The 21,977-nt window shown below is 38.0% G+C and carries 23 protein-coding genes and 1 other annotated feature; of the genes, 20 read left to right on the top strand and 3 right to left on the bottom strand.

Annotated elements, in window-relative coordinates:
• The first annotated feature begins 95 nt into the window (after positions 1-95).
• The 9 genes from ACWM35_RS08700 to ACWM35_RS08740 all read left to right on the top strand — a co-directional run bounded on the left by ACWM35_RS08700 (position 96) and on the right by ACWM35_RS08740 (position 6,013).
• Complete coding sequence (locus tag ACWM35_RS08700; protein WP_454817385.1) at positions 96-374, top strand: BMC domain-containing protein; 279 nt, start codon at positions 96-98, stop codon at positions 372-374.
• Between the two features lie 11 nt (positions 375-385).
• Positions 386-1,213: a triose-phosphate isomerase gene (gene tpiA / locus ACWM35_RS08705; protein ID WP_454817387.1), complete on the top strand. Its 828-nt coding sequence runs from the start codon at positions 386-388 to the stop codon at positions 1,211-1,213.
• The gene (gene rpiB / locus ACWM35_RS08710) at positions 1,210-1,668 is read left to right on the top strand and encodes a ribose 5-phosphate isomerase B (RefSeq protein WP_454817389.1); all 459 of its coding nucleotides are present in this window, start codon (positions 1,210-1,212) and stop codon (positions 1,666-1,668) included. The genes tpiA and rpiB overlap by 4 nt, the downstream gene beginning before the upstream one ends.
• Positions 1,669-1,677: 9 nt before the next feature.
• Positions 1,678-1,959, top strand: a complete 282-nt coding sequence (locus ACWM35_RS08715; protein ID WP_454817391.1) for a EutN/CcmL family microcompartment protein — start codon at positions 1,678-1,680, stop codon at positions 1,957-1,959.
• A gap of 3 nt (positions 1,960-1,962) precedes the next feature.
• Positions 1,963-2,241 (top strand): BMC domain-containing protein, encoded by a 279-nt coding sequence (locus tag ACWM35_RS08720; RefSeq protein WP_454817393.1) that lies wholly within the window; start codon positions 1,963-1,965, stop codon positions 2,239-2,241.
• Positions 2,238-2,501, top strand: a complete 264-nt coding sequence (locus ACWM35_RS08725) for a EutN/CcmL family microcompartment protein (RefSeq protein WP_454817395.1) — start codon at positions 2,238-2,240, stop codon at positions 2,499-2,501. Before ACWM35_RS08720 ends, ACWM35_RS08725 begins: the two co-directional genes overlap by 4 nt.
• A gap of 177 nt (positions 2,502-2,678) precedes the next feature.
• Positions 2,679-3,326: a deoxyribose-phosphate aldolase gene (deoC, locus tag ACWM35_RS08730; protein WP_454818144.1), complete on the top strand. Its 648-nt coding sequence runs from the start codon at positions 2,679-2,681 to the stop codon at positions 3,324-3,326.
• 135 nt (positions 3,327-3,461) lie between these two features.
• Complete coding sequence (locus ACWM35_RS08735; RefSeq protein ID WP_454817397.1) at positions 3,462-3,662, top strand: helix-turn-helix domain-containing protein; 201 nt, start codon at positions 3,462-3,464, stop codon at positions 3,660-3,662.
• Positions 3,663-3,766: 104 nt separating this feature from the next.
• On the top strand, positions 3,767-6,013 hold the full coding sequence (locus ACWM35_RS08740) for an AAA domain-containing protein (RefSeq protein ID WP_454817399.1): 2,247 nt from the start codon (positions 3,767-3,769) through the stop codon (positions 6,011-6,013).
• A 29-nt stretch (positions 6,014-6,042) separates the two neighbouring features.
• Here ACWM35_RS08740 and ACWM35_RS08745 read toward each other — a convergent pair whose 3' ends face one another.
• A complete protein-coding gene (locus tag ACWM35_RS08745) occupies positions 6,043-7,266 on the bottom strand; it encodes an MFS transporter (RefSeq protein WP_454817401.1) in 1,224 nt (407 codons plus the stop codon).
• A 170-nt stretch (positions 7,267-7,436) separates the two neighbouring features.
• Between ACWM35_RS08745 and ACWM35_RS08750 the strand changes: the two genes are divergently transcribed.
• The 10 genes from ACWM35_RS08750 to ACWM35_RS08795 all read left to right on the top strand — a co-directional run bounded on the left by ACWM35_RS08750 (position 7,437) and on the right by ACWM35_RS08795 (position 19,196).
• Positions 7,437-9,572 (top strand): sensor domain-containing protein, encoded by a 2,136-nt coding sequence (locus ACWM35_RS08750; RefSeq protein ID WP_454817403.1) that lies wholly within the window; start codon positions 7,437-7,439, stop codon positions 9,570-9,572.
• Between the two features lie 101 nt (positions 9,573-9,673).
• Positions 9,674-9,881, top strand: a binding site (T-box leader).
• A 52-nt stretch (positions 9,882-9,933) separates the two neighbouring features.
• The gene (proB, locus tag ACWM35_RS08755; protein WP_454817405.1) at positions 9,934-11,046 is read left to right on the top strand and encodes a glutamate 5-kinase; all 1,113 of its coding nucleotides are present in this window, start codon (positions 9,934-9,936) and stop codon (positions 11,044-11,046) included.
• A 7-nt stretch (positions 11,047-11,053) separates the two neighbouring features.
• Positions 11,054-12,295, top strand: coding sequence for a glutamate-5-semialdehyde dehydrogenase (locus ACWM35_RS08760; protein WP_454817407.1), 1,242 nt, complete (start codon positions 11,054-11,056; stop codon positions 12,293-12,295).
• Positions 12,296-12,379: 84 nt separating this feature from the next.
• Positions 12,380-14,656 (top strand): ATP-dependent DNA helicase, encoded by a 2,277-nt coding sequence (locus tag ACWM35_RS08765; RefSeq protein WP_454817409.1) that lies wholly within the window; start codon positions 12,380-12,382, stop codon positions 14,654-14,656.
• A 94-nt stretch (positions 14,657-14,750) separates the two neighbouring features.
• Complete coding sequence (locus ACWM35_RS08770) at positions 14,751-15,542, top strand: hypothetical protein (RefSeq protein ID WP_454817411.1); 792 nt, start codon at positions 14,751-14,753, stop codon at positions 15,540-15,542.
• Between the two features lie 12 nt (positions 15,543-15,554).
• The gene (locus tag ACWM35_RS08775) at positions 15,555-16,403 is read left to right on the top strand and encodes a DUF3307 domain-containing protein (RefSeq protein ID WP_454817413.1); all 849 of its coding nucleotides are present in this window, start codon (positions 15,555-15,557) and stop codon (positions 16,401-16,403) included.
• A 151-nt stretch (positions 16,404-16,554) separates the two neighbouring features.
• Entirely contained in the window at positions 16,555-16,791 is a 237-nt protein-coding gene (locus ACWM35_RS08780; RefSeq protein ID WP_454818146.1) for a FeoA family protein, read from the top strand.
• Positions 16,781-17,497, top strand: coding sequence for a FeoB small GTPase domain-containing protein (locus ACWM35_RS08785; RefSeq protein ID WP_454817415.1), 717 nt, complete (start codon positions 16,781-16,783; stop codon positions 17,495-17,497). The genes ACWM35_RS08780 and ACWM35_RS08785 overlap by 11 nt, the downstream gene beginning before the upstream one ends.
• The gene (locus tag ACWM35_RS08790) at positions 17,472-18,845 is read left to right on the top strand and encodes a nucleoside recognition domain-containing protein (RefSeq protein WP_454817417.1); all 1,374 of its coding nucleotides are present in this window, start codon (positions 17,472-17,474) and stop codon (positions 18,843-18,845) included. The genes ACWM35_RS08785 and ACWM35_RS08790 overlap by 26 nt, the downstream gene beginning before the upstream one ends.
• Positions 18,846-18,923: 78 nt before the next feature.
• Positions 18,924-19,196, top strand: coding sequence for a DUF1292 domain-containing protein (locus tag ACWM35_RS08795; protein WP_454817419.1), 273 nt, complete (start codon positions 18,924-18,926; stop codon positions 19,194-19,196).
• A 39-nt stretch (positions 19,197-19,235) separates the two neighbouring features.
• Here the strand turns inward: ACWM35_RS08795 and ACWM35_RS08800 are convergent, their stop codons facing one another.
• Positions 19,236-19,637: a hypothetical protein gene (locus ACWM35_RS08800; protein WP_454817421.1), complete on the bottom strand. Its 402-nt coding sequence runs from the start codon at positions 19,635-19,637 to the stop codon at positions 19,236-19,238.
• Positions 19,638-19,931: 294 nt separating this feature from the next.
• On the opposite strand from ACWM35_RS08800, the gene ACWM35_RS08805 reads away from it, so the two are divergent.
• Entirely contained in the window at positions 19,932-20,936 is a 1,005-nt protein-coding gene (locus ACWM35_RS08805) for a DUF3231 family protein (protein ID WP_454817423.1), read from the top strand.
• A 756-nt stretch (positions 20,937-21,692) separates the two neighbouring features.
• Here the strand turns inward: ACWM35_RS08805 and ACWM35_RS08810 are convergent.
• Complete coding sequence (locus ACWM35_RS08810; RefSeq protein WP_454817425.1) at positions 21,693-21,833, bottom strand: hypothetical protein; 141 nt, start codon at positions 21,831-21,833, stop codon at positions 21,693-21,695.
• Positions 21,834-21,977 lie beyond the last annotated feature (144 nt).

The raw sequence follows: 21,977 nt of genomic DNA on the forward strand, positions 1-21,977 counted from the left end.
ACAAATTGGCTGAGTCAAAGGAATTAAATCAAAAAAGCGCACAATCGAAAAAAACAAAACAATTAAAATCAACGAACACTAAAGGAGGAAATAACATGAGTCAAGAAGCTTTAGGAATGATTGAAACAAAAGGATTAGTAGGTGCAATTGAGGCAGCAGATGCCATGGTGAAAGCAGCGAATGTGACTTTAGTTGGAAGAGAACTAGTTGGTGCAGGTCTTGTTACCGTTATGGTTCGCGGAGATGTTGGTGCTGTTAAAGCAGCAACGGAGGCGGGTGCTGAAGCGGCTCAACGTGTAGGTACACTTCTTTCCGTACATGTCATTCCACGTCCAAATGGTGAGGTTGACGCACTTATTCCGAAAGCTGAATAAGGAGAAGCCAAATGGAACAATCCATTGAAAACTATATAAAAAATTTGGTCAGAGCGGCAATAGGTGGTTTGCACTATCAACATACTCGACGCACCTATGTCATTGCCAATTGGAAAATGAATAAAAATCTGTCCGAAACGGATGAGTTTTTTCAAGCAATAAACAGTAGTAGTGATGTAAGCGTAGTTATTTGCCCACCGACTCCATTATTATATCCGGCACATCTTTTAATCGAGAAACATAGAAAACCGATTACCATCGGAGGACAAAATGCCCATTGGGCAGAAAAAGGAGCTTACACCGGGGAAACCTCGTCAGAAATGCTTATGGATGTGGGGTGTCAGTATATCATCATTGGTCACTCTGAAAGAAGACAGTTTGCTCATGAAGATGATGCACTCGTTAACCATAAAGTAAAGCAATCCTTGAAGTCGGGACTTACACCTATCATTTGTATTGGAGAAACATTAGAACAGAAAAAACAGCTTCAAACTGAGAAGATTCTAAGAGAACAGCTTTTCGGAGCATTGAAGGAAATTGATTCTTCCAATTTTATTATCGCCTATGAACCGATATGGGCAATAGGAACCGGGCATTCTGCTACACATCAACTTGCCCAGGAAACACATGCCTTTATTCGTTCGACATTAAAACAATTAATTGGTCCATCAGCCGAGGAAATATCGATCTTATATGGTGGGTCTGTGAATGAAAAAAATGCGGCAGACTATAGCGCGATGCCGGATATTGACGGAGTACTTGTTGGTGGTGCCAGTTTAAATGCGCGTGTCTTTGATGAAATAATTGCTGTATTTGCCAAAGGAGAACAAAATCAATGAAAAAAGTTGCAATTGGCAGTGATCATGGTGGATACGAATTAAAAGAATACTTAAAAAAATATTTAACAGAGTTAGGCTATGAATTTCTTGATTTTGGCTGTCAAGAGAAAGAGTCCGTTGATTATCCTGATATCGCGTTTCTCGTCGGAGAAACGGTAGCAACAAATGAGGACTATGTCGGGATTATGATAGATGGAGTTGGTGTTGGCAGTGGGATGGTCTTGAACAAAATCCCTGGTATTCGTGGTGCAGTTTGTTGGGATTTATCTTCTGTAATCAACAGTCGTGAACATAATAACGCAAATGTACTTTCGATCGGCGGACAATTTATCGGGGAAGGACTAGCGAAACAATTAGTAAAAACTTGGTTAGAAACGGATTTTGCAGGTGGTCGACATGATCGCCGAGTAACGAAAATTATGGAAATCGAGAGTCGTTTTATAGGTAGAAAGTAGGTTGTATGTATGTTCGTAGCCAAAGTGATTGGAAAGATGGTCTGTACACATAAAAATGACAATTTAAAAGGGTTAAAGATTCTAATTGTCCAACCAGTCGATGATAAGCTACAGGACAAAGGTAAGCCTATTGTGGCAATAGATACCATTGGCCAGTCTGGAGAAGGAGACCTTGTCTATTTAGCAAAAAGCAGGGAATCATCCTTACCTCTTAACAAAGATTTAGTCCCGTCAGATGCCGGGATTCTTGGAATCATAGACTACTATAACGTGAGAAATTTGGAGGAATAATAAATGAACAATGCATTAGGGATGATCGAAACAAAGGGTTTAGTAGGAGCAATTGAAGCAGCAGATGCAATGACGAAAGCAGCAAATGTAACATTAGTAGGTAAAGTAAATGTTGGCGGCGGTTTAGTATGCGTGATGGTACGCGGAGATGTTGGTGCTGTTAAAGCTGCAACAGAAGCTGGTGCAGATGCTGCACAGCGTGTTGGTGAATTCTTATCCGTTCATGTTATCCCAAGACCACACTCTGATATCGAAAAAATCCTGCCTCAAGTAAAAGAATGAAACTAGCAAAAGTCATTGGCAACGTGGTTTCAACGATAAAAACACCAAGTCATCAAAATAAAAAGCTTATGGTCGTCATTCCTGTAGATGCATCCGGAAAGGAATGTGGTGAAGCGCTGATTGCCTTTGATCGTTTTCAAGCAGGAGTTGGCGACTATGTGCTGATTTTAGAAGAGGGTGGCTCGGCAAGAGAGATTTTAGAGGATCCTAATGGTTCCTTTGACGCTGTGATTGCCGGAATCGTGGACCGATTATATTAAACTTGAGGTGAACAAGGGATGCAAATAGAAGCGTTAGTTGAACAAATTACTAATCAAATATTACAACAATTAACCAATAAGGAAGAACTTAAAACAGTAAAGCCAGCAGTTTCTGGAAATGTAACCTATAAAGATGGTGCTAATTCATCTATTATTACTGGTCCATCGGTTGCGAGAATGATTGATCACACGCTATTGAAACCTGAGGCAAGCCATGCACAAATTGTCAAGCTATGTGAAGAAGCGAAAGAACACAAATTTGCAACTGTTTGTGTGAATCCCTATTGGGTTTCTACAGCAGCAAAAGAATTAAAAGGTTCGGGTGTTGGTGTCACAACGGTTGTCGGCTTCCCATTAGGGGCAACATCAACATTTGTTAAAATCGCTGAAACTCGGGATGCCATTGCCAATGGTGCAACTGAAATCGATATGGTTATCAACGTAGGTGCTTTAAAGTCAGGCGATTTTGAAACCGTAAAAAAAGATATCGAAGGTGTTGTATTAGCAGCAAATGGTCAAGCACCAGTTAAAGTAATCATCGAAACGGGTCTTCTCGAAATAGAAGAAAAGAAAAAGGCTTGTATTTTAGCAAAAATGGCAGGTGCAGATTTTGTTAAGACTTCCACAGGTTTTGGGCCTGGCTGTGCCACTGCGGAAGACATTAAATTAATGCGTGAAGCCGTTGGTCCAGAAATGGGTGTAAAAGCATCGGCCTGTGTAAGAGATTTAGATACAGCAAGAAAGCTTATCCAAGCAGGGGCAACTAGAATTGGAGCAAGCTCAAGCATCGCCATCATAACCGGTGGCCAAGGTACAGGTTATTAAAATGGTAAAAATGAGTTTTTCATATTCTCTGAAAAACTCATTTTTTACCTTGAGTATTGCAAATATTTTTACAATTAACTATAATAATAGTATTAAAATGTAATCGCTTACATACATACTTAAGGGGTGTTGGGAATGAACAATATCGGACTACAGCTCAAGAACATTAGAATGAATCGTAAAATGGAAATTGAAAAACTAGCCGTTTTATCAGGAATTCAAACTGGAACAATTTCCGCGATTGAAGCAGGCGAATTAGATGTAAATATTTCAACACTGTCAAAATTATCCGATGTACTAAACTGCACCTTCTCGATTGGCGATGTATCTATCTAAAACAATATAAAAATCTCTAAAGCATTCGCGCTCCCCTCGGACCGGATGCTTTTTTATGTTATAGTATGGATTCATACCCTTTATGATCAAAAGGAAGCGATAGAATGACAACAACATTGACCTTTATTAAAGAATGGCAGCAGGCGCTCCAAAATGAAATTATTCACTTAAAAAAATATGGCAGCACAAAATATATGATTAAAAACGGGAGACTGCTGTCAAATGATGGCACATACACCTATTACTTTGACACGGCTTCATCATTAAAGATACCAGTTGGTTCATCGATAAAGATCGAATGGGGAGGATTGAAACAAGATGGCCGTGTCCTTTCTGCTGAAGGGAAAGGTATTATTTTACAACTCGAGAAGCCATTTGGCGACTTAATCGAGTCCGCTTATTTATTGCACGACCCTTGGGAATTATTAGAACAACTGATAGAGCGTTTCGATGATATCAAAAAGAGCAAACAAAAACGGACCAGAATAAAAAGATTGATGGATCCAACAATGGAACCAAAGCATCCTGAAGAAAAAGCGAAAAGCAATGTCCATGAACTTGTTCTACGCTCAAAATATAATCCTGTAACATTTGTTTGGGGACCTCCAGGTACAGGGAAAACCTACACACTAGCTCGGGTAGCGGCAAATAAATATTTTCAAGGGAAACGTGTTTTGATTTTATCCCATAGTAATCAAGCAGTAGATGTATTGATAACAGAAATTTCCTCTTTTATTAATAAGAAAAATCGCTTCCGAGAGGGAGATATTCTTCGCTATGGATTTCAAGTAGGTGCGGGATTAACAGCGCAGGAAACCATCACTACCGCACAATTGATGGAAAAACGGGAACCGCTATTAGCTTCAGATAAAAATGATCTTCTCGACGAAAGGCAAAAACTTAAGCAAGATTTAGCCCAATCTTTTAGTAAAAGAGATTCACAGCATTTGTTGGAACTTGAGTCTAAGATTGCCAGAGTCATTGAGAAAATCCGGCAGAAGGAAATTCAATTTGTTAAAGATGCATTTGTAGTCGGAACTACGCTTGCAAAGGCTGCCAGTGACCCGGCAATTTACGGACATGATTTTGATGTGGTTATTCTTGACGAAGCAAGTATGGCTTATGTTCCTCAGGCTGCCTATGCAGCTACACTTGGAAAAAGAGTAATCATTTGCGGAGATTTTAAACAATTACCAGCGATTGCCTCATCACGGGATTCTTTGGTTAACAAATGGCTTAAAGAGGATATTTATCATTGTGCCGGAATTGTTTCCTGGGTGGAAAAGGGGAATCAGCATCCTCATTTGTTTTTATTAAAGGAACAACGTAGAATGCATCCTGATATTTCGGCTTTTACCAATCGGTTTATTTATCATTCTCTTGTTGGTGATCATGAAAGTGTGTTCACGAGTAGAAATCCAATTGTTGAACAGCAACCTTTCTCTAACCGGGCTTCCATTCTTATTGATACGAGCTATACCGGGGCATTTTGTCTCAATGACCGTTCAACCAATTCACGGTATAATCTTTGGCAGGTATTGCTATCGTTTCAAAATATTCACGAAGCCTATCTCAGTGGTGCCAGGTCAATTGGATATGTGACACCATACCGCTCCCAAGCAAGCCTAATGGAACTCATACTTCAAGATCTATATGAAAAAGAGTTGCAAACCGCCGATATCATCTCGGCTACCGTCCATCGTTTTCAAGGGAGCGAGCGGGATATAATGGTGTTTGATACAGTTGAGTGCTTTCCTCAGGAACGTGTGGGAATGCTCCTAACTGGAAAGGAAAGTGAAAGGCTAATAAATGTTGCCATTACAAGAACAAAGGGGAAGTTCATCCACGTAAGCAATCAAGTCTTTATCCGAAAACATGTTTATCGAAGTAAAACATTAAGACAGCTTGTTGACCATCAGGATAGGAACCATCAAACCGTAAGCACGAAAGAAATTGGTTCATGGATAAAAAATCAACATCCCCGACTACAGTGGATGCATGCCCGAAAATTAGCTCCAATTTTTCAAGATATTCAAAATGGACGTTCCTCGATCATCATTTCCTTACCTGAGAAATCTGTTCTTTCTGAGGAATGGAAAGACCAATTAAACAAACGCGATAAACAAGTAACATTAACGATTATTTCCAAAAAGCATTGGCCTGAATTATCTGTGGATGAACGGGTGGAAGAGGATATGTCAGCTCCATTTATTATCATCGATCAGCGGATTTTGTGGCTGGGGCAGCCATTAGAAGCAGTTAAAGAAATTAAGCCTCCGTATATTGCGGCAAGACTCGACTCTGATAAGGTATGTGAATATTTAATAGGACAATTCTCTTATCAAAATTAAAGAACAAAGCGTACATCGCTTTGTTCTTTTCACGTTTGCGTATTAAGTTCTGATTGGACTGCGTGTTGAATTGCAACGGCGTTTTTTACCTTTAAGGTTAATAATAAGCCTATTCCTAAGATGATGGAGGAAAATAGAAAAGCGCTTTTAAATCCGCCCCATTCCTCGATTAACCAGCCGGCAATGGTAGGACCAATCAGTTGACCGACCGCAAAATAAAAGGTGACATAACTGAAGGCTAATGGCATTTCAGCAGGTTTGACATGATCCATACTTGAGGCCTGAACTAATGTGAATAGACCGGTAAATGTACTGCTTAAAATAAGAATATGCATGGTAAAGCCTACTAATGTTGGGAAGAAAACAGGGAGAATCATAGAGATGACCGTTAGGCTCATGGTGAATATTAATGAAAATCGGCGTCCTATTCTATCAGAAATAAATCCCCAAATGGGTCCGCTAAAAATCGAAAGGATTCCATTTAATGCGATTAATTGTCCAGCAAGCTTTGTGCTTATCCTAGATTCTAACATATAGCTCATGATGAAAATCATTTGAACAAGATAGGTGATCCCAATAATACCGTAAATGAATCCTACATTCACCACGTTGCGATTTTTATAAACCTCACTCGGTAATGACTGTTTCTTTTCGGTCTTCGCAGGAAGGTTTACAGGTGGATCTTTAATAAATAATAACGTTAAAAAGAAAACAAGAATACCAATTAAAGCAAATATCCCCCAAGCCATTCTCCAGCCAATATCATTGTTTGCGGTTCCTAAATAAGGAACAACCACACCTGAAAAAAGCATACCAATTCCGGTTCCACTCGTAGCCAGACCAATGACAAGCCCTTTTTTAGTGGGAAACCATGAAACAAGTAGTGTGATGAGTGGGGTAAATGTAAATGAAGTACCGATCCCTAGTAGCAGCATAAAAATGATCGTGACCCAGTAAACAGGTGTAAAGGTCAATCCTATGAGTCCAAGTGAAACAAGTGAGATCCCAAGTAATATTGTCTTTTTGCCACCCCATTTGCTAGCAAGGATTCCGGCAAAAATGAGAGTACACAAATAACCCAGGGAGGTAATGGTTCCAAGGTAACCTGCTTGTTTGTATGTAATTTGCAGGCCATCTTTCATAAAAGGAAGAATTACCCCATAGGAAAGTCTTGCAAACGATAAGACAACAATAGTAGTCAACATACCTAGAAAACTATAAATCCACATTCTTTTTCTTTCACTATACTCCATTTTTAACTCTCCTTTTTAATAAGAAAAAATATCTCTTATCTTCATTTGATATTTCTAATTTCTCTCGGATATAACCATTTTCTTACATGTGATAGAAAGGATTTAAATGGAAGGAATATTGCGATATAATAAAACTAATAATATGGAATCTGATGAAATAGGTGTCTACAATGAATAAATTTCTTCAAGATGAACAGAAGAATAATTCTTTTCATGAAATTATAACTAGATTAATTGTAAATAAGGGTTTTGATGAGAAGTCATTTTATCAAACCACTTTTCAAAAATTTATTGAAAATGCTCCGGTAGGTATTTATATCTTGGATAATGGATATTACTCCTACGTCAACCAATATTATGCCGATCTCGTTGGATACAGCAAAGAAGAATTACTAGGTCAAAAGGTTAATATTGACGATATTATCCATCCTGATGATTGTCATAAGATTAAAAAGTATGTTTTACAACTCAAATCAGGTGATCAAACAGATGGTTACTATCAGATTAGGAAAATTTGTAAGAATAGTCAAATAATTTATACTGAAATGCATGTTATTTTGACAAAGTCCCAAGAGGATATTACTTCTTTTGGTACGGTAGTCGACATTACTAAGCAGGTTATAGCCGAACAAAGGTTAGAGGAAGGTACCGAACATTTTAGATCCTTGTTTGAGAATAGTCCAGATGCAATATTTGCTGTTGATCGGAATGGTAAATTTATTAGTGTTAATCCAGCATGCGAAGAAATTCTTGGTTATGCTGATCATGAATTATTGGAAATGGACTTTGAATCAATCGTCCCACCAGAAAATATACACAAAGCCTACCATCATTTTGAGTTGGCATTGAAGGGAAATTCTAATAGTTTAGAAATGACCGTTATCAGGAATGATGGTCAAAATATCTTTGTAAAAGCAACTGTTTTCCCTATGAAAGTTAATGGGGAAATTGTTGGTTGCTATGGTACTGGGGTAGATATTACTCAAAAAATTCTCTACGAACAACAACTGGAGCAAATGGCCTTTTATGATCCGCTAACAAATTTGCCAAATCGTAAGTTATTTGAAAATCGTCTTACTGAAGTGATCAACTCAAGTAAACAATATCTAAAGCCTTTTGCTGTCCTTTTTCTTGATTTAGATCGTTTTAAAATGATTAATGACTCATTAGGACATCATATCGGTGATGATTTTTTGAAGCTTGTTTCACAGCGTTTAACACATAATCTCCGCAGTAAAGATACGATTAGCAGATTTGCAGGAGATGAATTTACGATACTTTTGCCGGATACTTCCCATGAGGAATGTATAAAAATCGTGCAAAGGATCAATCAAATTATTTGTGAACCCTTTAATGTTTCAGGACATTCCGTTTCAGTATCTGTTAGTGTAGGTATTGCTTTTAGCGAAGGGAACGAGATGGGGCATGAAGTTATTCGGCATGCGGATACAGCGATGTATTACACGAAAAAATATAAAAAAAATAGTTATACCATTTATACGGAAGACCTAGATTTAAAAGCATCCTATAAACTGAAGATTGAACGCGATTTAAAACGTGCGATTCATAATAATGAATTTGAATTGTTCTATCAACCCATTAAGGAATTGAAAACGGGGAAGCTTGCGGTGATGGAAAGTTTAATCCGCTGGAGGCATCCACAGCTTGGTCTAGTACCGCCTGGAGATTTTATACCGATCGCTGAGGAAAGCGGTCAAATTATCGAAATAGGTAATTGGGTATTGGAAACGGCAAGTAAACAAATGAAAAAATGGCAGAATGGTGGGCATTCTCCTTTCAAAATAGCTGTGAATATTTCTACTAAACAGTTACAACAATACGGCTTTATAGATTCTGTGTTAAGAATCCTTGAAGAGACGAATTTAGATGCCAAATATCTGGAGCTCGAAATAACCGAAAGCTTTTTGGTTGATGATGTTGATTTGATAAAAGAGTGTCTAATTAAACTAAAGGAAGCTGGGATAGCGATTTCCATTGATGATTTTGGAACTGGGTATACCTCATTAAGCTACCTTCGTCAATTCCCATTGGATAAGGTGAAGATTGACCGCAGTTTTATCGAAGACATTAACCGCGATTTTAATGGAGAACGAATTACATCAGCTATTATTTCGCTGGCCCATAGTTTAAATATGACCGTTGTCGCTGAAGGTATTGAAAATGAAGTCCAATACAATTTCCTTAAGGGTGAGGGCTGCAATGAAGGACAAGGATACTACTTCAATCGTCCATTACCTGCAGATTCCATCGATATTACGAGTTTTTACAAGACAAGCTGTCCGTAATGGGCAGCTTGTTTGGTTCGTTTAAGGTTAATGATGTTTTAATTTTCTAAAAACTCCCTTGACAACCGCGTCATTTCTATAGATAATAAATAAAATTAGAAACTGGAAAATAGTATGGGATTAGTAAATTTTCGGAAGGTGATAGAGAGTGAAACCCGCAGGCTGGAAGGTTTCTCACTGGAAAAGAATTGAACCTGCCCTAAATTGCTGCTTATGAAAACATAAGCCGTTTACTCTCGTTACGGGTTCGAGTGGGTGCTTTGGCACCAATAAAGGTGGTACCGCGGAAACGATTCTTCCGTCCTTTTTTAAGGGCTGAGGAATCGTTTTTTTATTTTTTATTAGAAAGGGTTCGAACGAAATGAAAAAACAGCTGGTAGTGGTGAAAATCGGAAGCAGTTCACTAACAACGGCTTCAGGGACAATTTCGGAAGAGAAAATTCGAGACCATATTGAAGCCATTGCCTTTTTAAAGAAGCAGGGGCATGAGGTGATACTAATATCATCTGGTGCGGTAGCCGCTGGATTTGGAGCGCTTGGTTATCCCACTCGACCTAAAAGTGTGGCAGGGAAGCAAGCAGCCGCTGCAGTCGGGCAGGCATTATTAATGCAACATTATATTTCTCATTTTAATCCGTTTGGGATTGTACCTGCCCAAATATTGTTAACAAGGCAGGACTTTTATAGTTTGGAGCGTTTCCATAATCTCTATAATACGATCACCGAGCTGCTTCAAAGAGGTATGCTGCCTATCATTAACGAAAATGATTCCGTCTCGATCGAAGAATTAACATTTGGTGACAATGACATGCTGTCCGCCCTTGTAAGTGGATTTTTACATGCCAATGCTTTGATTATCTTAACTGATATTAATGGTTTATATGACGGAAACCCAAAAGTTTTAAAAGAGGCCAAAAAGTATCATTTTATTCCGCGAATTTATGATGATCTTCTTGAATTGGCCGGTGATAGTGGTTCATCCGTCGGAACGGGAGGGATGAGATCGAAGCTGTTGGCCGCCAAAAAAGCTTTATCCTTCGGTGTCAGTGTGTTTGTTGGAACAGGTAAAGGAAGAGAAAAACTTCATCATATATTAGAAGGCAAAGGAGATGGGACCTATATCGGAGGACCATTTCAAACCCAAATGCAAATGAAGAAGCAATGGATTGCATTTCATTCTCAGTCAGCGGGAGTTGTTGAAATTGATGGTGGAGCTGAACTAGCAATTGTAACAAATGGAAAAAGCTTACTTCCAGTTGGAGTCACGAAAGTTATTGGTGAATTCAATGCAATGGATGTAGTGGAGGTTCATAATCAACAGGGAGAATTGATTGGAAAAGGGCAAATCTATTATTCTTCGAAAAATCTACAAATGGTTAAGGGGCTCCCAAGTGAGCAGTCGAAAAATTTCTCAATCAATAAACGAGCAGAAGTGATCCATCGCAATAACTGGGTCATCCTGTCTGAGGAGTGAACGAATGATGACAGAACTAATCGAAAAAGCAAAAAAACTCAAAACAGCGGCCAAAACATTGGCTTTATTGACAACGGAGGAAAAAAACGAAGCGCTATCGAAAATTGCTGACCATCTCGTAAATGAGAGGGGCTGGATATTGAGAGAAAATGAGAAGGATATCGAAGCGGGAAAACAAAAGGGACTATCGCAATCCCTATTGGATCGGTTGCTGTTAACGGAAGGTAGAATTGAACAAATGGTCGATGGGGTTCGTCAATTAATGGAGCTTGAAGATCCAATTGGAGAAACTATCGAAGCTTGGGAGCGGCCGAATGGGTTACAGATTGAGTCAATCCGTGTACCGCTTGGAGTAATCGGGATGGTTTATGAGGCACGTCCGAATGTAACTGTTGATGCAGGGAGTCTCTGTTTAAAAGCTGGCAATGCTGTCTTGTTAAGAGGGAGCTCGACCGCTCAACATTCCAATAAAGCGCTCGTTCATGTGATGCGACAGGCTCTTACAAACAGCAAGATTCCAGCAGATGCTGTTCAGCTTTTGGAAGATACAAGCAGAGAAACAGCACAACAAATGTTTCGTCTCAATGAATACCTTGATGTTTTAATTCCCCGCGGAGGCGCTGGATTAATCCAATCGGTGATTCAAAATGCAACGGTTCCGGTTCTGGAAACGGGAGTTGGGAACTGTCATGTTGTGGTGGATGAATCGGCAGAAAAACAAATGGCCATTGAAATTGTTCTAAACGCAAAAATGCACCGTCCCTCTGTTTGTAATGCTGCCGAATCATTGCTGATTCATCAAAACTGGCCGTATATTTCGGAATTGCTCCGCATTCTGCAAGAAAATGGTGTGGAATTACGTGGTGACGAGCGATTAACATCCTCTTATTCCTTTGTAAAACCAGCAACAGACGAAGATTGGCATACCGAATTTTTGGCACCGATTCTCTCCGTAAAACTGGTCTCGGATTTAAAGGAAGCAATCCATCAAATTGATCAATATGGAACAAAGCATTCAGAAGCCATTATCAGTGAAACTTCTGAAAATGTCCGTATGTTTTTCCAAGCTGTTGATGCAGCGGTGTTATACCATAATGCCTCCACCCGCTTTACCGATGGGGAGCAATTTGGTTTTGGGGCGGAAATCGGAATCAGTACGCAGAAGCTCCATGCTCGAGGTCCAATGGGATTAAGGGCGATCACCACCACAAAGGCAATTGTCCGGGGTACAGGGCAAATTCGCAGTTAGAGAACAGGTTTATCCCTGTTCTCTATTTTTATATGGTATAATAAAAACACAAACATATATTCTCTTTTTGGAGTAGGTGATTACGTGTCGCATGAAGTGCAAATTTCGGTAAGAACACTCGTTGAATATGTTTATAGTAGTGGAAGTATCGATTCCCGTTTCCGTACCCAGTCAACTTTAGCAGATGGCACGAGAATCCACCAAAAAGTTCAAAAAACATATGAAGAAGGGGATCAGAAGGAAGTGTATCTTCGTACGGAAATTCCATACGAAAATACGAACTTTATCATCGATGGACGATGTGATGGACTGCTATTTCGCAATGAGAAAATCATTATTGATGAAATAAAGTCCTCGGTGAAACCACTTGAGTATTTGAATGAGGAGGGACTTCCGGTTCACTGGGCACAAGCAATGGTTTATGCCTACATCTATGCGAAGGAACATCAGCTTGAGGAAATGATCATTCAGCTTACCTATGTTCATGTGGAAACAGAAGATAAAAAATATTATCGAAAGCAACTTACAATAACTGAACTTGAGAGTTTTGTTTTTTCTATAATAAAGGAATATGCTCCTTATGCAATGTTACGTAACAATCATCGAATTAGCCGAAATAATAGCTGTAAAGAGCTTGGTTTCCCATATGAGACATACCGGCAGGGGCAGCGTAAATTGGCTGGTGCCGTTTATAAAACCATTACAGAAGAAAAAAATCTTTTTGTCAAGGCACCGACTGGAATAGGTAAAACGATTTCAACACTGTTTCCAGCCGTAAAGGCCATGGGAGAAGGCCATCTCAATCGTATTTTCTATTTAACTGCTAAAACCATTACACGTACGACAGCAGAAGAAGCGTTTGAGCGGATGCGGTCTGGTGGTCTTTGTATGAAGGCGGTTACGATTACCGCTAAGGATAAGGTTTGTTTTAAGGAAGAAACAAAATGCCAAAAGGATTATTGTGAATTCGCTAATGGTTATTATGACCGGATAAATGAGGCGGTAATAGATATCTTTGCGAATGAGCAGGACATGAGCCGTGAAGTTATTGAGCGATATGCCCGTAAGCATACCATCTGTCCCTTTGAATTTTCAATTGATCTTGCTTATGTGACAGATGCCATTATATGTGATTATAATTATATTTTTGAGCCGCGTGTTTCTTTAAAACGATTATTTGAAGAACAGAAAAGGTCGACAGCCTTGTTGGTGGATGAGGCCCATAACCTAGTTGACCGTGGCAGAGAAATGTTCTCAGCGGCTATGAATAAGGAAATGTTTTTACAATTAAAGAAAGAATTTAAAGATTCAAATCAAGCAATTTATACTTGTGCAAGCAGAATAAATTCCTGGTTTATCGGTTTGAAAAAAGATCATTCAGAAGAGACGGAGTTTACTATAGAAAAGTTAGATGAAACCTTGAGCGAACAATTACTTCTTTTTATGAAGGAAGCTGAAACAGTTCTCCTAAAGGAGACTTCGCAAACGCTATTGGATGCATACTTTATGGTTAATCATTTTTTGAAAATAACAGAGCTATTGGATGAACACTATGTCATCTACGGTGAGAAAAATCGCAATGATTTATTTTTAAAGCTATTTTGTATTGACCCTTCAAAACTTCTTCAGCAAATGGGGAAAGGCTATCGATCGAAGGTGTTTTTTTCTGCTACCTTTTCACCGCTTCCATACTACCAGGATATCCTTGGAGGTCAAGCGGAGGATTATATGCTTTCCATTCCGTCCCCATTTAACGAGGAACAGGTGGATGTCTTTATTAAACCATTGTCGACAAGATATCGGGATCGTGATAAAACAAAAGCTGGAATCGTCTCGATGATCCATTCATTGTTAATGAAACGCCCCGGTAATTATTTGGTTTTTCTCCCCTCCTATCAATATATGCTTGCTGTATATGAACAATATATTCAATTAGATCCAGAGACGAAGACGATACTCCAGGCAGCAGGAATGACAGAGGAGGAAAGAGAAGTGTTTTTAGGAACATTTTCCCCTGATAATAAAGAAACATTAATAGGATTTGCTGTTCTTGGCGGGATTTTTTCTGAGGGTGTAGATTTAATTGGTGACCGGCTAAATGGAGTCATTGTTGTCGGTGTTGGGTTACCACAGCTTTGCTTTGAACGAAATCTGATAAAGGATCATTTTTATCGACAGGAGAAGAACGGTTATGACTATGCCTATGTTTACCCAGGTATGAACAAAGTATTACAGGCAGGCGGACGGTTAATACGTTCTGAAGAGGACCGTGGGACGATTGTGCTTGTTGACGACCGTTTTTTGCAGCCGTCTTACAAAATGCTGCTGCCGAAGGAATGGAGGAGGTATACGGTCATTTAATTTAGAATCGAATTATCCGTAAGTTTGACTATTTAATCTAATTTAAATAATATTAGATTAAATAGCCTAATTACAAGGGGGTAAGAAGAAAAATATGACCTATCCAATCTCAATCTTTATTTTAGATGTTAGTAATTCTTCCTCGGAAGAGATGGGGGAAACCCTGACCAATTATTTAGATGATATCGTGCACTTGGTTAGACAATGGACGAGAAATACCGGCCATATAAAGGTTAAGCATCGTTCAGGGGATGAAATTATTTTTGCAGGGTACGGTTATTCGACTGCTTACATCATCGCATTTTTCATCAGCAAGATTTGGAAGTATTCCGGCCATAAGCCGTATTTTGGACTTTCCTTTGGTGACATTCAAACAAAATTAGAAGAGGTGGATATTGAAAAGTGGATCCACCCATTGATTAAACAGGCAAGGTATGCCAATGATTTAACGAAACAAGAACAAGTAAGAACGCCATTTAAGTTTGAGTTGGACCAGTTTAATCCAGGTGATTCAAGGAGTGCGTTTCTTTATCATCCGTTTCGGAAAGAATTCGAAGGGTTATTTAATACCTTATTACAGGTGCAGCATACTTTGATGAAAGAGCAGACAGAAATCCAGGAAAGGGTTTGTTCTTATTATTTTATTTTACAGCAGCAAAAAGCAGTTGGAAAGCTACTCGGAAAAACACCACCGACGATTTCCAGTCATTATAAAAAAGGAAAATGCGAAGAGGTCCTTTCCGTTTTTTATGAGATTATGGCTGTCCTTCAATCCCTTGAGGAGAAGTCTTATTTACATACTACGGCTAAGCCGAAAGAAAATAGTGATCAACTTATGGTTGAAATTCGAAATTTTTTGAAAGACAATCTAAATTTTGTCCAATAGAGAGGAGTATGCATGTTACCATTAAGCCTAATTTTCGCCCATTTGATTGCCGACTTCTATTTACAAACTGACGAAATGGTTTTAAACAAACTCAAGAATATTAAAAAGCATATCCTTCATCATACCATGATAACTGGAATCGTCTTATTGGTTGCCCTGATCAATCAATGGGAGAAAATGAATCTCTTGACAGATCTTATTTTTCCGTTGGCACTAATTAGTGCTTCGCATTTTTTTATTGATATCCTAAAAATTCAGCTTCTTGATAAGCTAAAAATAAAGAATGAAGAAAACCTAAAACGGCTGGGATTCTTTCTAATCGATCAGTTACTCCATTTATGTATGATCATTCTTTCCTGTTATATATTTTTTCATCAGGACTTAATGGAGATTATTCAAATCATCGAAACTGACCAGAAATTAGCGTCCGCAAATTCCCTATTGTTCATTCTCATCATTGTGATTTTAGCGACGAATGTTAGCGGTCATATAGTCAAAATCCTCGTAGGTTCATTACCGAATCACTTATTGACGTTTGAGGGGAAATATACATTTAAAAATGAGCGTCAGGCGGACCAGGTTTATAAAAATAGTTTAACAGAAGAATATAACTACTCGACTTTTAGTAAACAAGATCTTTCAAGGGGAAAAATAATTGGCTATATTGAGAGATTATTAGTTTTATTGTTAACATTTTATAGTGCATATCCAGCCATTGGCTTTATTGTGGCAGCAAAATCAATCGCCCGCTTCAAACAAATGGATGATAGAGATTGGGCAGAGTACTTTTTACTTGGAACACTTACGTCTATGTTTCTTGGAATCACGCTAGGAATTGTCTTACGTGAAGCACTTACATAAAGAATAGGATTAAAATTAGTTCCTTAAATAGGGAGCTAATTTTTTTTGGAAAGATGTTCGCTTTTTGACATAAATATCATATAATTAAGAAAAAGTTGCACAAAGGAAAAACTTTAACAAAGGGGAAAGATATATGAGTATATCAAAAATAATGAAACTCGTGCATGGGGAGAAGGGGAATCTAATTCGAATCACTTCTTTAAATCTGGAAGGTGTGATGAGAAGAAGATTATTAGATTTAGGATTTGTTGTCGGTGCAACAGTTGAAGTGATTCGCAAAAGTCCTCTTGGTGATCCAATCGCTTTTCGAGTGAGTCAGACTACAATTGCACTTCGTAAAGAAGAAAGTTCACAGATTGAGGGGGAGTTGATTTCCGATGGTAAATGAATATCGAATTGCTTTAGCGGGGAACCCAAATACTGGGAAAAGTACATTGTTTAATGCGTTAACAGGGTTACGTCAGCATACGGGAAACTGGGCCGGGAAGACGATATCGCTAGCACAAGGAAGTGTCCCCTATAAAGGAAAGAATTTTAAACTTATTGACCTGCCGGGTACTTATTCACTTTTTTCGAATTCAACAGATGAAGAGATTGCAAGAAATTATATTGTGTTTGAAAAACCTGATGTTACACTTGTGGTTTTGGATGCAACTTCATTAGAACGGAATTTTAATTTGGCACTGCAAGTGTTAGAGATGACGAAAAACGTCCTTATTTGCGTTAACTTAATCGATGTAGCAGAAAAACAAGGGATTCACATAAATGAAAGATTATTAACCAATCGTTTAGGGGTGCCAGTGATTAAGATATCAGCTCGAAATAAAAAAGGCTTTCCGATGCTGCTTGATACAATCGATCGGATTCTTACAGGTAAGATTGAATGTAATCCTATTCAAACCACATACCCGGATGACATCGAGGATCAAATAATGAAATTGGAACCAAGGGTAAGGGAGGTAGTGGGAAGTCAGCTGTCTGCCCGCTGGGTTTCATTAAGATTGTTAGATGGGGATGAAAAATTATTGGAAGAAATAAATCAAAGATTAGCGGAGGGGGAAACCGTAAATGAGCATTCAAAATCTGTACATTGAGGCCCAAAGTCTATCTACACCAAAATTGAGAGATGACATTGTTCAACAGCTTTATGAACGAAGTCAGCGCCTTTGTACTGAAGGAATATCCTATTCAAAATCAACGAGAGATACAAGAACAGAGAAGCTGGATGCCATTTTCACTTCTCCGATTTTTGGCTTTCCCATTATGATCACCATGTTAGGGGTGTTATTTTATATAACTATCGCAGGGGCTAATATTCCTTCGTCGATGTTAGCAGAGTTTTTCGGCTCGATGGAGAAATATTTTACGATATTTTTTGAATTTCTACATGCACCAGATTGGTTACATGGAATTCTTGTTCTGGGTCTTTATCGAGGTACAACTTGGGTTATAAGCGTTATGCTACCACCAATGGCTATCTTTTTTCCTGCATTTGCACTCTTAGAGAATTATGGTTACCTTCCTCGGGTTGCTTTTAATATGGACCGACTATTTAAGAGAGTTGGTGCACATGGAAAGCAATCGTTAACGATGGCGATGGGCTTTGGCTGTAATGCCGCAGCAGTAATTTCGACAAGGATCATTGAATCTCCACGTGAAAGAATGCTGGCGATTTTGACAAATAATTTTGTTCCATGTAATGGGCGTTGGGGAACGCTGATCGTATTAGCTTCGTTATTCATGGCCGCCGGTTTTACCGGAGGAATGAAATCTTTAGTGACAACAGGAGTGATTGTTGGAATTGTTATCTTTGGAATTATTGTAACGTTCTTCGTTTCGTGGGTCCTTTCGAAAACAGCCTTAAAAGGTATACCTACTCACTATACATTAGAGCTTCCGCCTTACCGTAAGCCGAAAATATTTGATACCGTGATTCGTTCGTCATTGACAAAATCCTGGTCTGTATTAATGCGAGCAGTAAAAGTTGCAGCACCAGCAGCAATCTTAACCTGGGTCTTTGCAAATATATACATCGGTGACACAAGTATATTAATGCACGTTGTTGAATTTTTGGATCCATTCGGAAAATTGCTTGGTCTAGATGGTTATATTATGATGGCCTTTATATTAGGCTTACCGGCAAATGAAATTGTCTTGCCAATCCTATTAATGGGTTATTTATCAACGGGTTCCTTAACCGAAGTGGATAGCCTAGTGGATTTAAAGCAAATTTTTCTTGAACATGGCTGGACATGGCTGACAGCATTAAATATGATGCTATTCTCATTACTCCACTACCCTTGTGGGACTACTTTGCTCAATATTTATAAAGAAACCAAAAGTAAGAAGTGGACCTTTCTTGCCTTTTTAATTCCAACCGTGATCGCGATACTCGTTCCGTTAATAATTACACAAATAGTAAAATTTTTAGGGTTAGTCTAAAATTTAGGCATTTTTTCCTCCCACTTATGAGATACTGTTTTTAGAGGATGATTTATATCAATCTGGGAGGGAATAATTATGGCGAAAATTGAAGTAGGCGAAATTTTTACGATTAGTGATGAAACAGAAACAGAACAAGAGGTTGAGGTTCTGGCTTCGATCAATATTGAAGGAACTGACTTTGTAGCAGTAGGATTCGTCGAGGACATTCAAGAAGAAAGTGATGAAGACATCGATATTTTCTTTTTAAAAGTAGACGAAGATGGAGATTTAGCTGCCATTGATAGTGATGAAGAGTTCGATAAAGTGTCAGCAGCCTTTGATGAAATCATGGAAGATGAGGACGAATAAATCATGAAAAAAGCTGGCAGCTGCCAGCTTTTCTATTTGTTAGTGATTATGTGGTGCTTCTGCCGGACTAATCCCCATGTAGACTCCATCAAAAAACGCAGCGATTCCATCTGTCCCATTAATATTTTTGAAAGGCACACCTACCATTATAATTCCACCAGCAGTTTCATTTCTCAAAACCTCAATTTCTTTGGTGACATCCCATAGGTATCCATCTTTTAATAATTTTTTTGAGGCCTTTTTAAATTCCTTACTAACCAACAATTTGTAGATGATCTGATATTTTTCTATTCCCTCAATGGGTGTTACTACACATCCACATTCACCATCTTCTTCTGCTGTTATAGAAGTACCTTCTGCAGCAAATACAGAATTAACTGGTGATGCCACAAGCAGGAATGCTAGCAAACCAGCACAGAATAATGTTACAAATTTCTTCATTTTTCTTCCTCCTTTTGTATAATCTATTAATATATTCCACTATCAAACGACATAATCCTTCATAAATTGCAAAAAACTTTGACATTAACTTAAAAATAAAAAACAGTGGAGTCATTTAGCGTAACGGGTTCCGTTACCTATCGCAAACATAAAAATCGCAAGTTAAAATGAGTGAAAAATTGTATTTTAATTTGTCACTCATTTTTTATTGATGTAAAGCAAGTAATAAATGAATAATAATATATTCATTTTTGCACATAATAAATAAAAAAAGTAAAGGAATTGAACGTAAAAATGGATCATAACGCTAAACTTGTTTCTTCAGAAGTTGCTGCATTATGGGGTGCTTATATGCAAAATTCGATGACTGTTTGTATATTACAGCATTTTCAAAGTGTAAATGAAGACCAAGATTCTACAAGCATCATCCAAACCGCCTTAACAGATTGTAAATTTGTGGTTAGCGAAGTCAAACGTATATTTGAAATGGAGAATCATGCGGTTCCAATTGGATTCACTCAAGATGATGTAAACTTAAAAGCTGGAAGGCTTTATTCAGACCTATTTACTTTGCGTTATGTAAAATATATGGCTGCCGCTGGAACAGGTGCTGCCGCTGCATTACTTGAAGTTTTAGCAAGAAAAGATGTCAGAGACCTTTTTTCAAAGATTTCTCAAAGGTTTATGCAACTATATAACAATACCTGTGACATGCTGCTTCAAAAAGGGGCATTTATTCGTTCTCCAACCATTCCTCCAATGGAAAAAGCAGAATATTTGCAAGATGATTCCTTTTTATCAGGGTTATTAGGGAAGCATCGACCACTTACCGTGGTTGAACTATCTCATATTTCTAAAAACACGGAGACGAACTCAATTGGAAGAACGTTTGTAGCAGGTTTTTCTCAAGTTGCCCAAGTGCCTGAAGTGAGAAAATATATGGAGAGAGGCGTAGAAATAGCTGCAAAGCATGAGACCGTTTTTAGGGAGATATTAATTGAAGATGGTGTTCCCCTTCCGAGTTCTTGGGATTCAACTATATCCCAATCTATCGATTCACCATTTTCTGATAAGCTAATGATGTTTCACACAAACAGCCTGACTGTTATCAGTGTAGCGGGATATGGGGCAGCAATTGGGGCAAGTCTTAGAAAAGATTTGGGAGGACATTACACAAGATTAATGACTGAAATACTTCAATATGCAAATGATGGTGTGAAATTAATGATTAAAAACAGATGGCTGGAGCAGCCGCCACAAAATGTAGACAGAGAAGCATTAAGGAACAGAAGTGTTTAACGACAAACCTAAGTTACTAATTCAGCGAATTCTAAATGCAATTCGCTCTTTATTTTGTCTTATTTATTGTGAATACTTTCACTTAAACTAAAGGGTGGCGTTACTCGAAGATCTGGTTGCCAAATTGATGGTATAGTTTAATGAGAAAGACTATGAAAGATCTTTTGTCGAAGTAGAAACAAATTGTGAAGTCGTCGTCATCTAGAGCAAACCCGTTGCCTTTAGGAAACCAAATAATATAAGCAATAAACCTAAGTAAAAAAATGATGACTGGCTAATAGCTGAAAGAATAGTCATAAAGCTAATCATTAACCCTCGTTTTATCTTATTTTTAATGTCATCAGTTTCTTTGAAATTGTATCTGACATTTAGAATGATAATTATTAAACCAATGAATGAAATAAATAACCAAACTATTTAAGTCACCACCAAGAATATATTTCCTTGTAAAAATAATATGCCAGCGTGTGAATAAACAAGCAAATAAAAAATATAATGGAGTCCACCATAGTTTCCAACCTTTATAGACTACGTAACCATAATACAAAGATAAAATTTCATATAGAGTAGATAAAACAACCCAAAATATAAGGGGTTGAAGAACGATTGTGGAAAATTACATAAGATGAACACATTTTTCAGATAACAATCAAGCTTACTTATTTTATGAACATTGTAATGAGTCAACACCTATTAGACAAACTGAATGTATAAAGCAGAATATCGTGAATTGATATTCTGCTCTTGAGAAAAAACTTATTCTCCTTGGGCACCGTTTGGAGTCACTCTTCGAATGTGGTTATCTTCAAAATTGTTTTGACGAGCTTTCTCCACTTTATCATTTAAAAGTTTCTTTTGGTCTACCTCTGATGAAGGTGTCTGCTTATCTTTGGACATTGGTGTTCCTCCTTTGTTAAGACATTCCATACATTCTTATTTTGCGATCCTTTTAAAAAAATAATCATAGAACATTAATATTTTGGATAAATGGACTTAAAGTTAATTCAAATTAAGTATTAAATATTGAAATTATTTCCACGC

It is taken from the genome of Neobacillus sp. K501, from assembly GCF_053749995.1.

Coding starts and splice junctions, on each gene's coding strand:
- ACWM35_RS08700 (WP_454817385.1), top strand. CDS start 96: ATGAGTCAAGAAGCTTTAGGAATGATTGAAACAAAAGGATTAGTAGGT.
- tpiA (WP_454817387.1), top strand. CDS start 386: ATGGAACAATCCATTGAAAACTATATAAAAAATTTGGTCAGAGCGGCA.
- rpiB (WP_454817389.1), top strand. CDS start 1,210: ATGAAAAAAGTTGCAATTGGCAGTGATCATGGTGGATACGAATTAAAA.
- ACWM35_RS08715 (WP_454817391.1), top strand. CDS start 1,678: ATGTTCGTAGCCAAAGTGATTGGAAAGATGGTCTGTACACATAAAAAT.
- ACWM35_RS08720 (WP_454817393.1), top strand. CDS start 1,963: ATGAACAATGCATTAGGGATGATCGAAACAAAGGGTTTAGTAGGAGCA.
- ACWM35_RS08725 (WP_454817395.1), top strand. CDS start 2,238: ATGAAACTAGCAAAAGTCATTGGCAACGTGGTTTCAACGATAAAAACA.
- deoC (WP_454818144.1), top strand. CDS start 2,679: ATGATTGATCACACGCTATTGAAACCTGAGGCAAGCCATGCACAAATT.
- ACWM35_RS08735 (WP_454817397.1), top strand. CDS start 3,462: ATGAACAATATCGGACTACAGCTCAAGAACATTAGAATGAATCGTAAA.
- ACWM35_RS08740 (WP_454817399.1), top strand. CDS start 3,767: ATGACAACAACATTGACCTTTATTAAAGAATGGCAGCAGGCGCTCCAA.
- ACWM35_RS08745 (WP_454817401.1), bottom strand. CDS start 7,266: ATGGAGTATAGTGAAAGAAAAAGAATGTGGATTTATAGTTTTCTAGGT.
- ACWM35_RS08750 (WP_454817403.1), top strand. CDS start 7,437: ATGAATAAATTTCTTCAAGATGAACAGAAGAATAATTCTTTTCATGAA.
- proB (WP_454817405.1), top strand. CDS start 9,934: ATGAAAAAACAGCTGGTAGTGGTGAAAATCGGAAGCAGTTCACTAACA.
- ACWM35_RS08760 (WP_454817407.1), top strand. CDS start 11,054: ATGACAGAACTAATCGAAAAAGCAAAAAAACTCAAAACAGCGGCCAAA.
- ACWM35_RS08770 (WP_454817411.1), top strand. CDS start 14,751: ATGACCTATCCAATCTCAATCTTTATTTTAGATGTTAGTAATTCTTCC.
- ACWM35_RS08775 (WP_454817413.1), top strand. CDS start 15,555: ATGTTACCATTAAGCCTAATTTTCGCCCATTTGATTGCCGACTTCTAT.
- ACWM35_RS08780 (WP_454818146.1), top strand. CDS start 16,555: ATGAAACTCGTGCATGGGGAGAAGGGGAATCTAATTCGAATCACTTCT.
- ACWM35_RS08785 (WP_454817415.1), top strand. CDS start 16,781: ATGGTAAATGAATATCGAATTGCTTTAGCGGGGAACCCAAATACTGGG.
- ACWM35_RS08790 (WP_454817417.1), top strand. CDS start 17,472: ATGAGCATTCAAAATCTGTACATTGAGGCCCAAAGTCTATCTACACCA.
- ACWM35_RS08795 (WP_454817419.1), top strand. CDS start 18,924: ATGGCGAAAATTGAAGTAGGCGAAATTTTTACGATTAGTGATGAAACA.
- ACWM35_RS08800 (WP_454817421.1), bottom strand. CDS start 19,637: ATGAAGAAATTTGTAACATTATTCTGTGCTGGTTTGCTAGCATTCCTG.
- ACWM35_RS08805 (WP_454817423.1), top strand. CDS start 19,932: ATGGATCATAACGCTAAACTTGTTTCTTCAGAAGTTGCTGCATTATGG.
- ACWM35_RS08810 (WP_454817425.1), bottom strand. CDS start 21,833: ATGTCCAAAGATAAGCAGACACCTTCATCAGAGGTAGACCAAAAGAAA.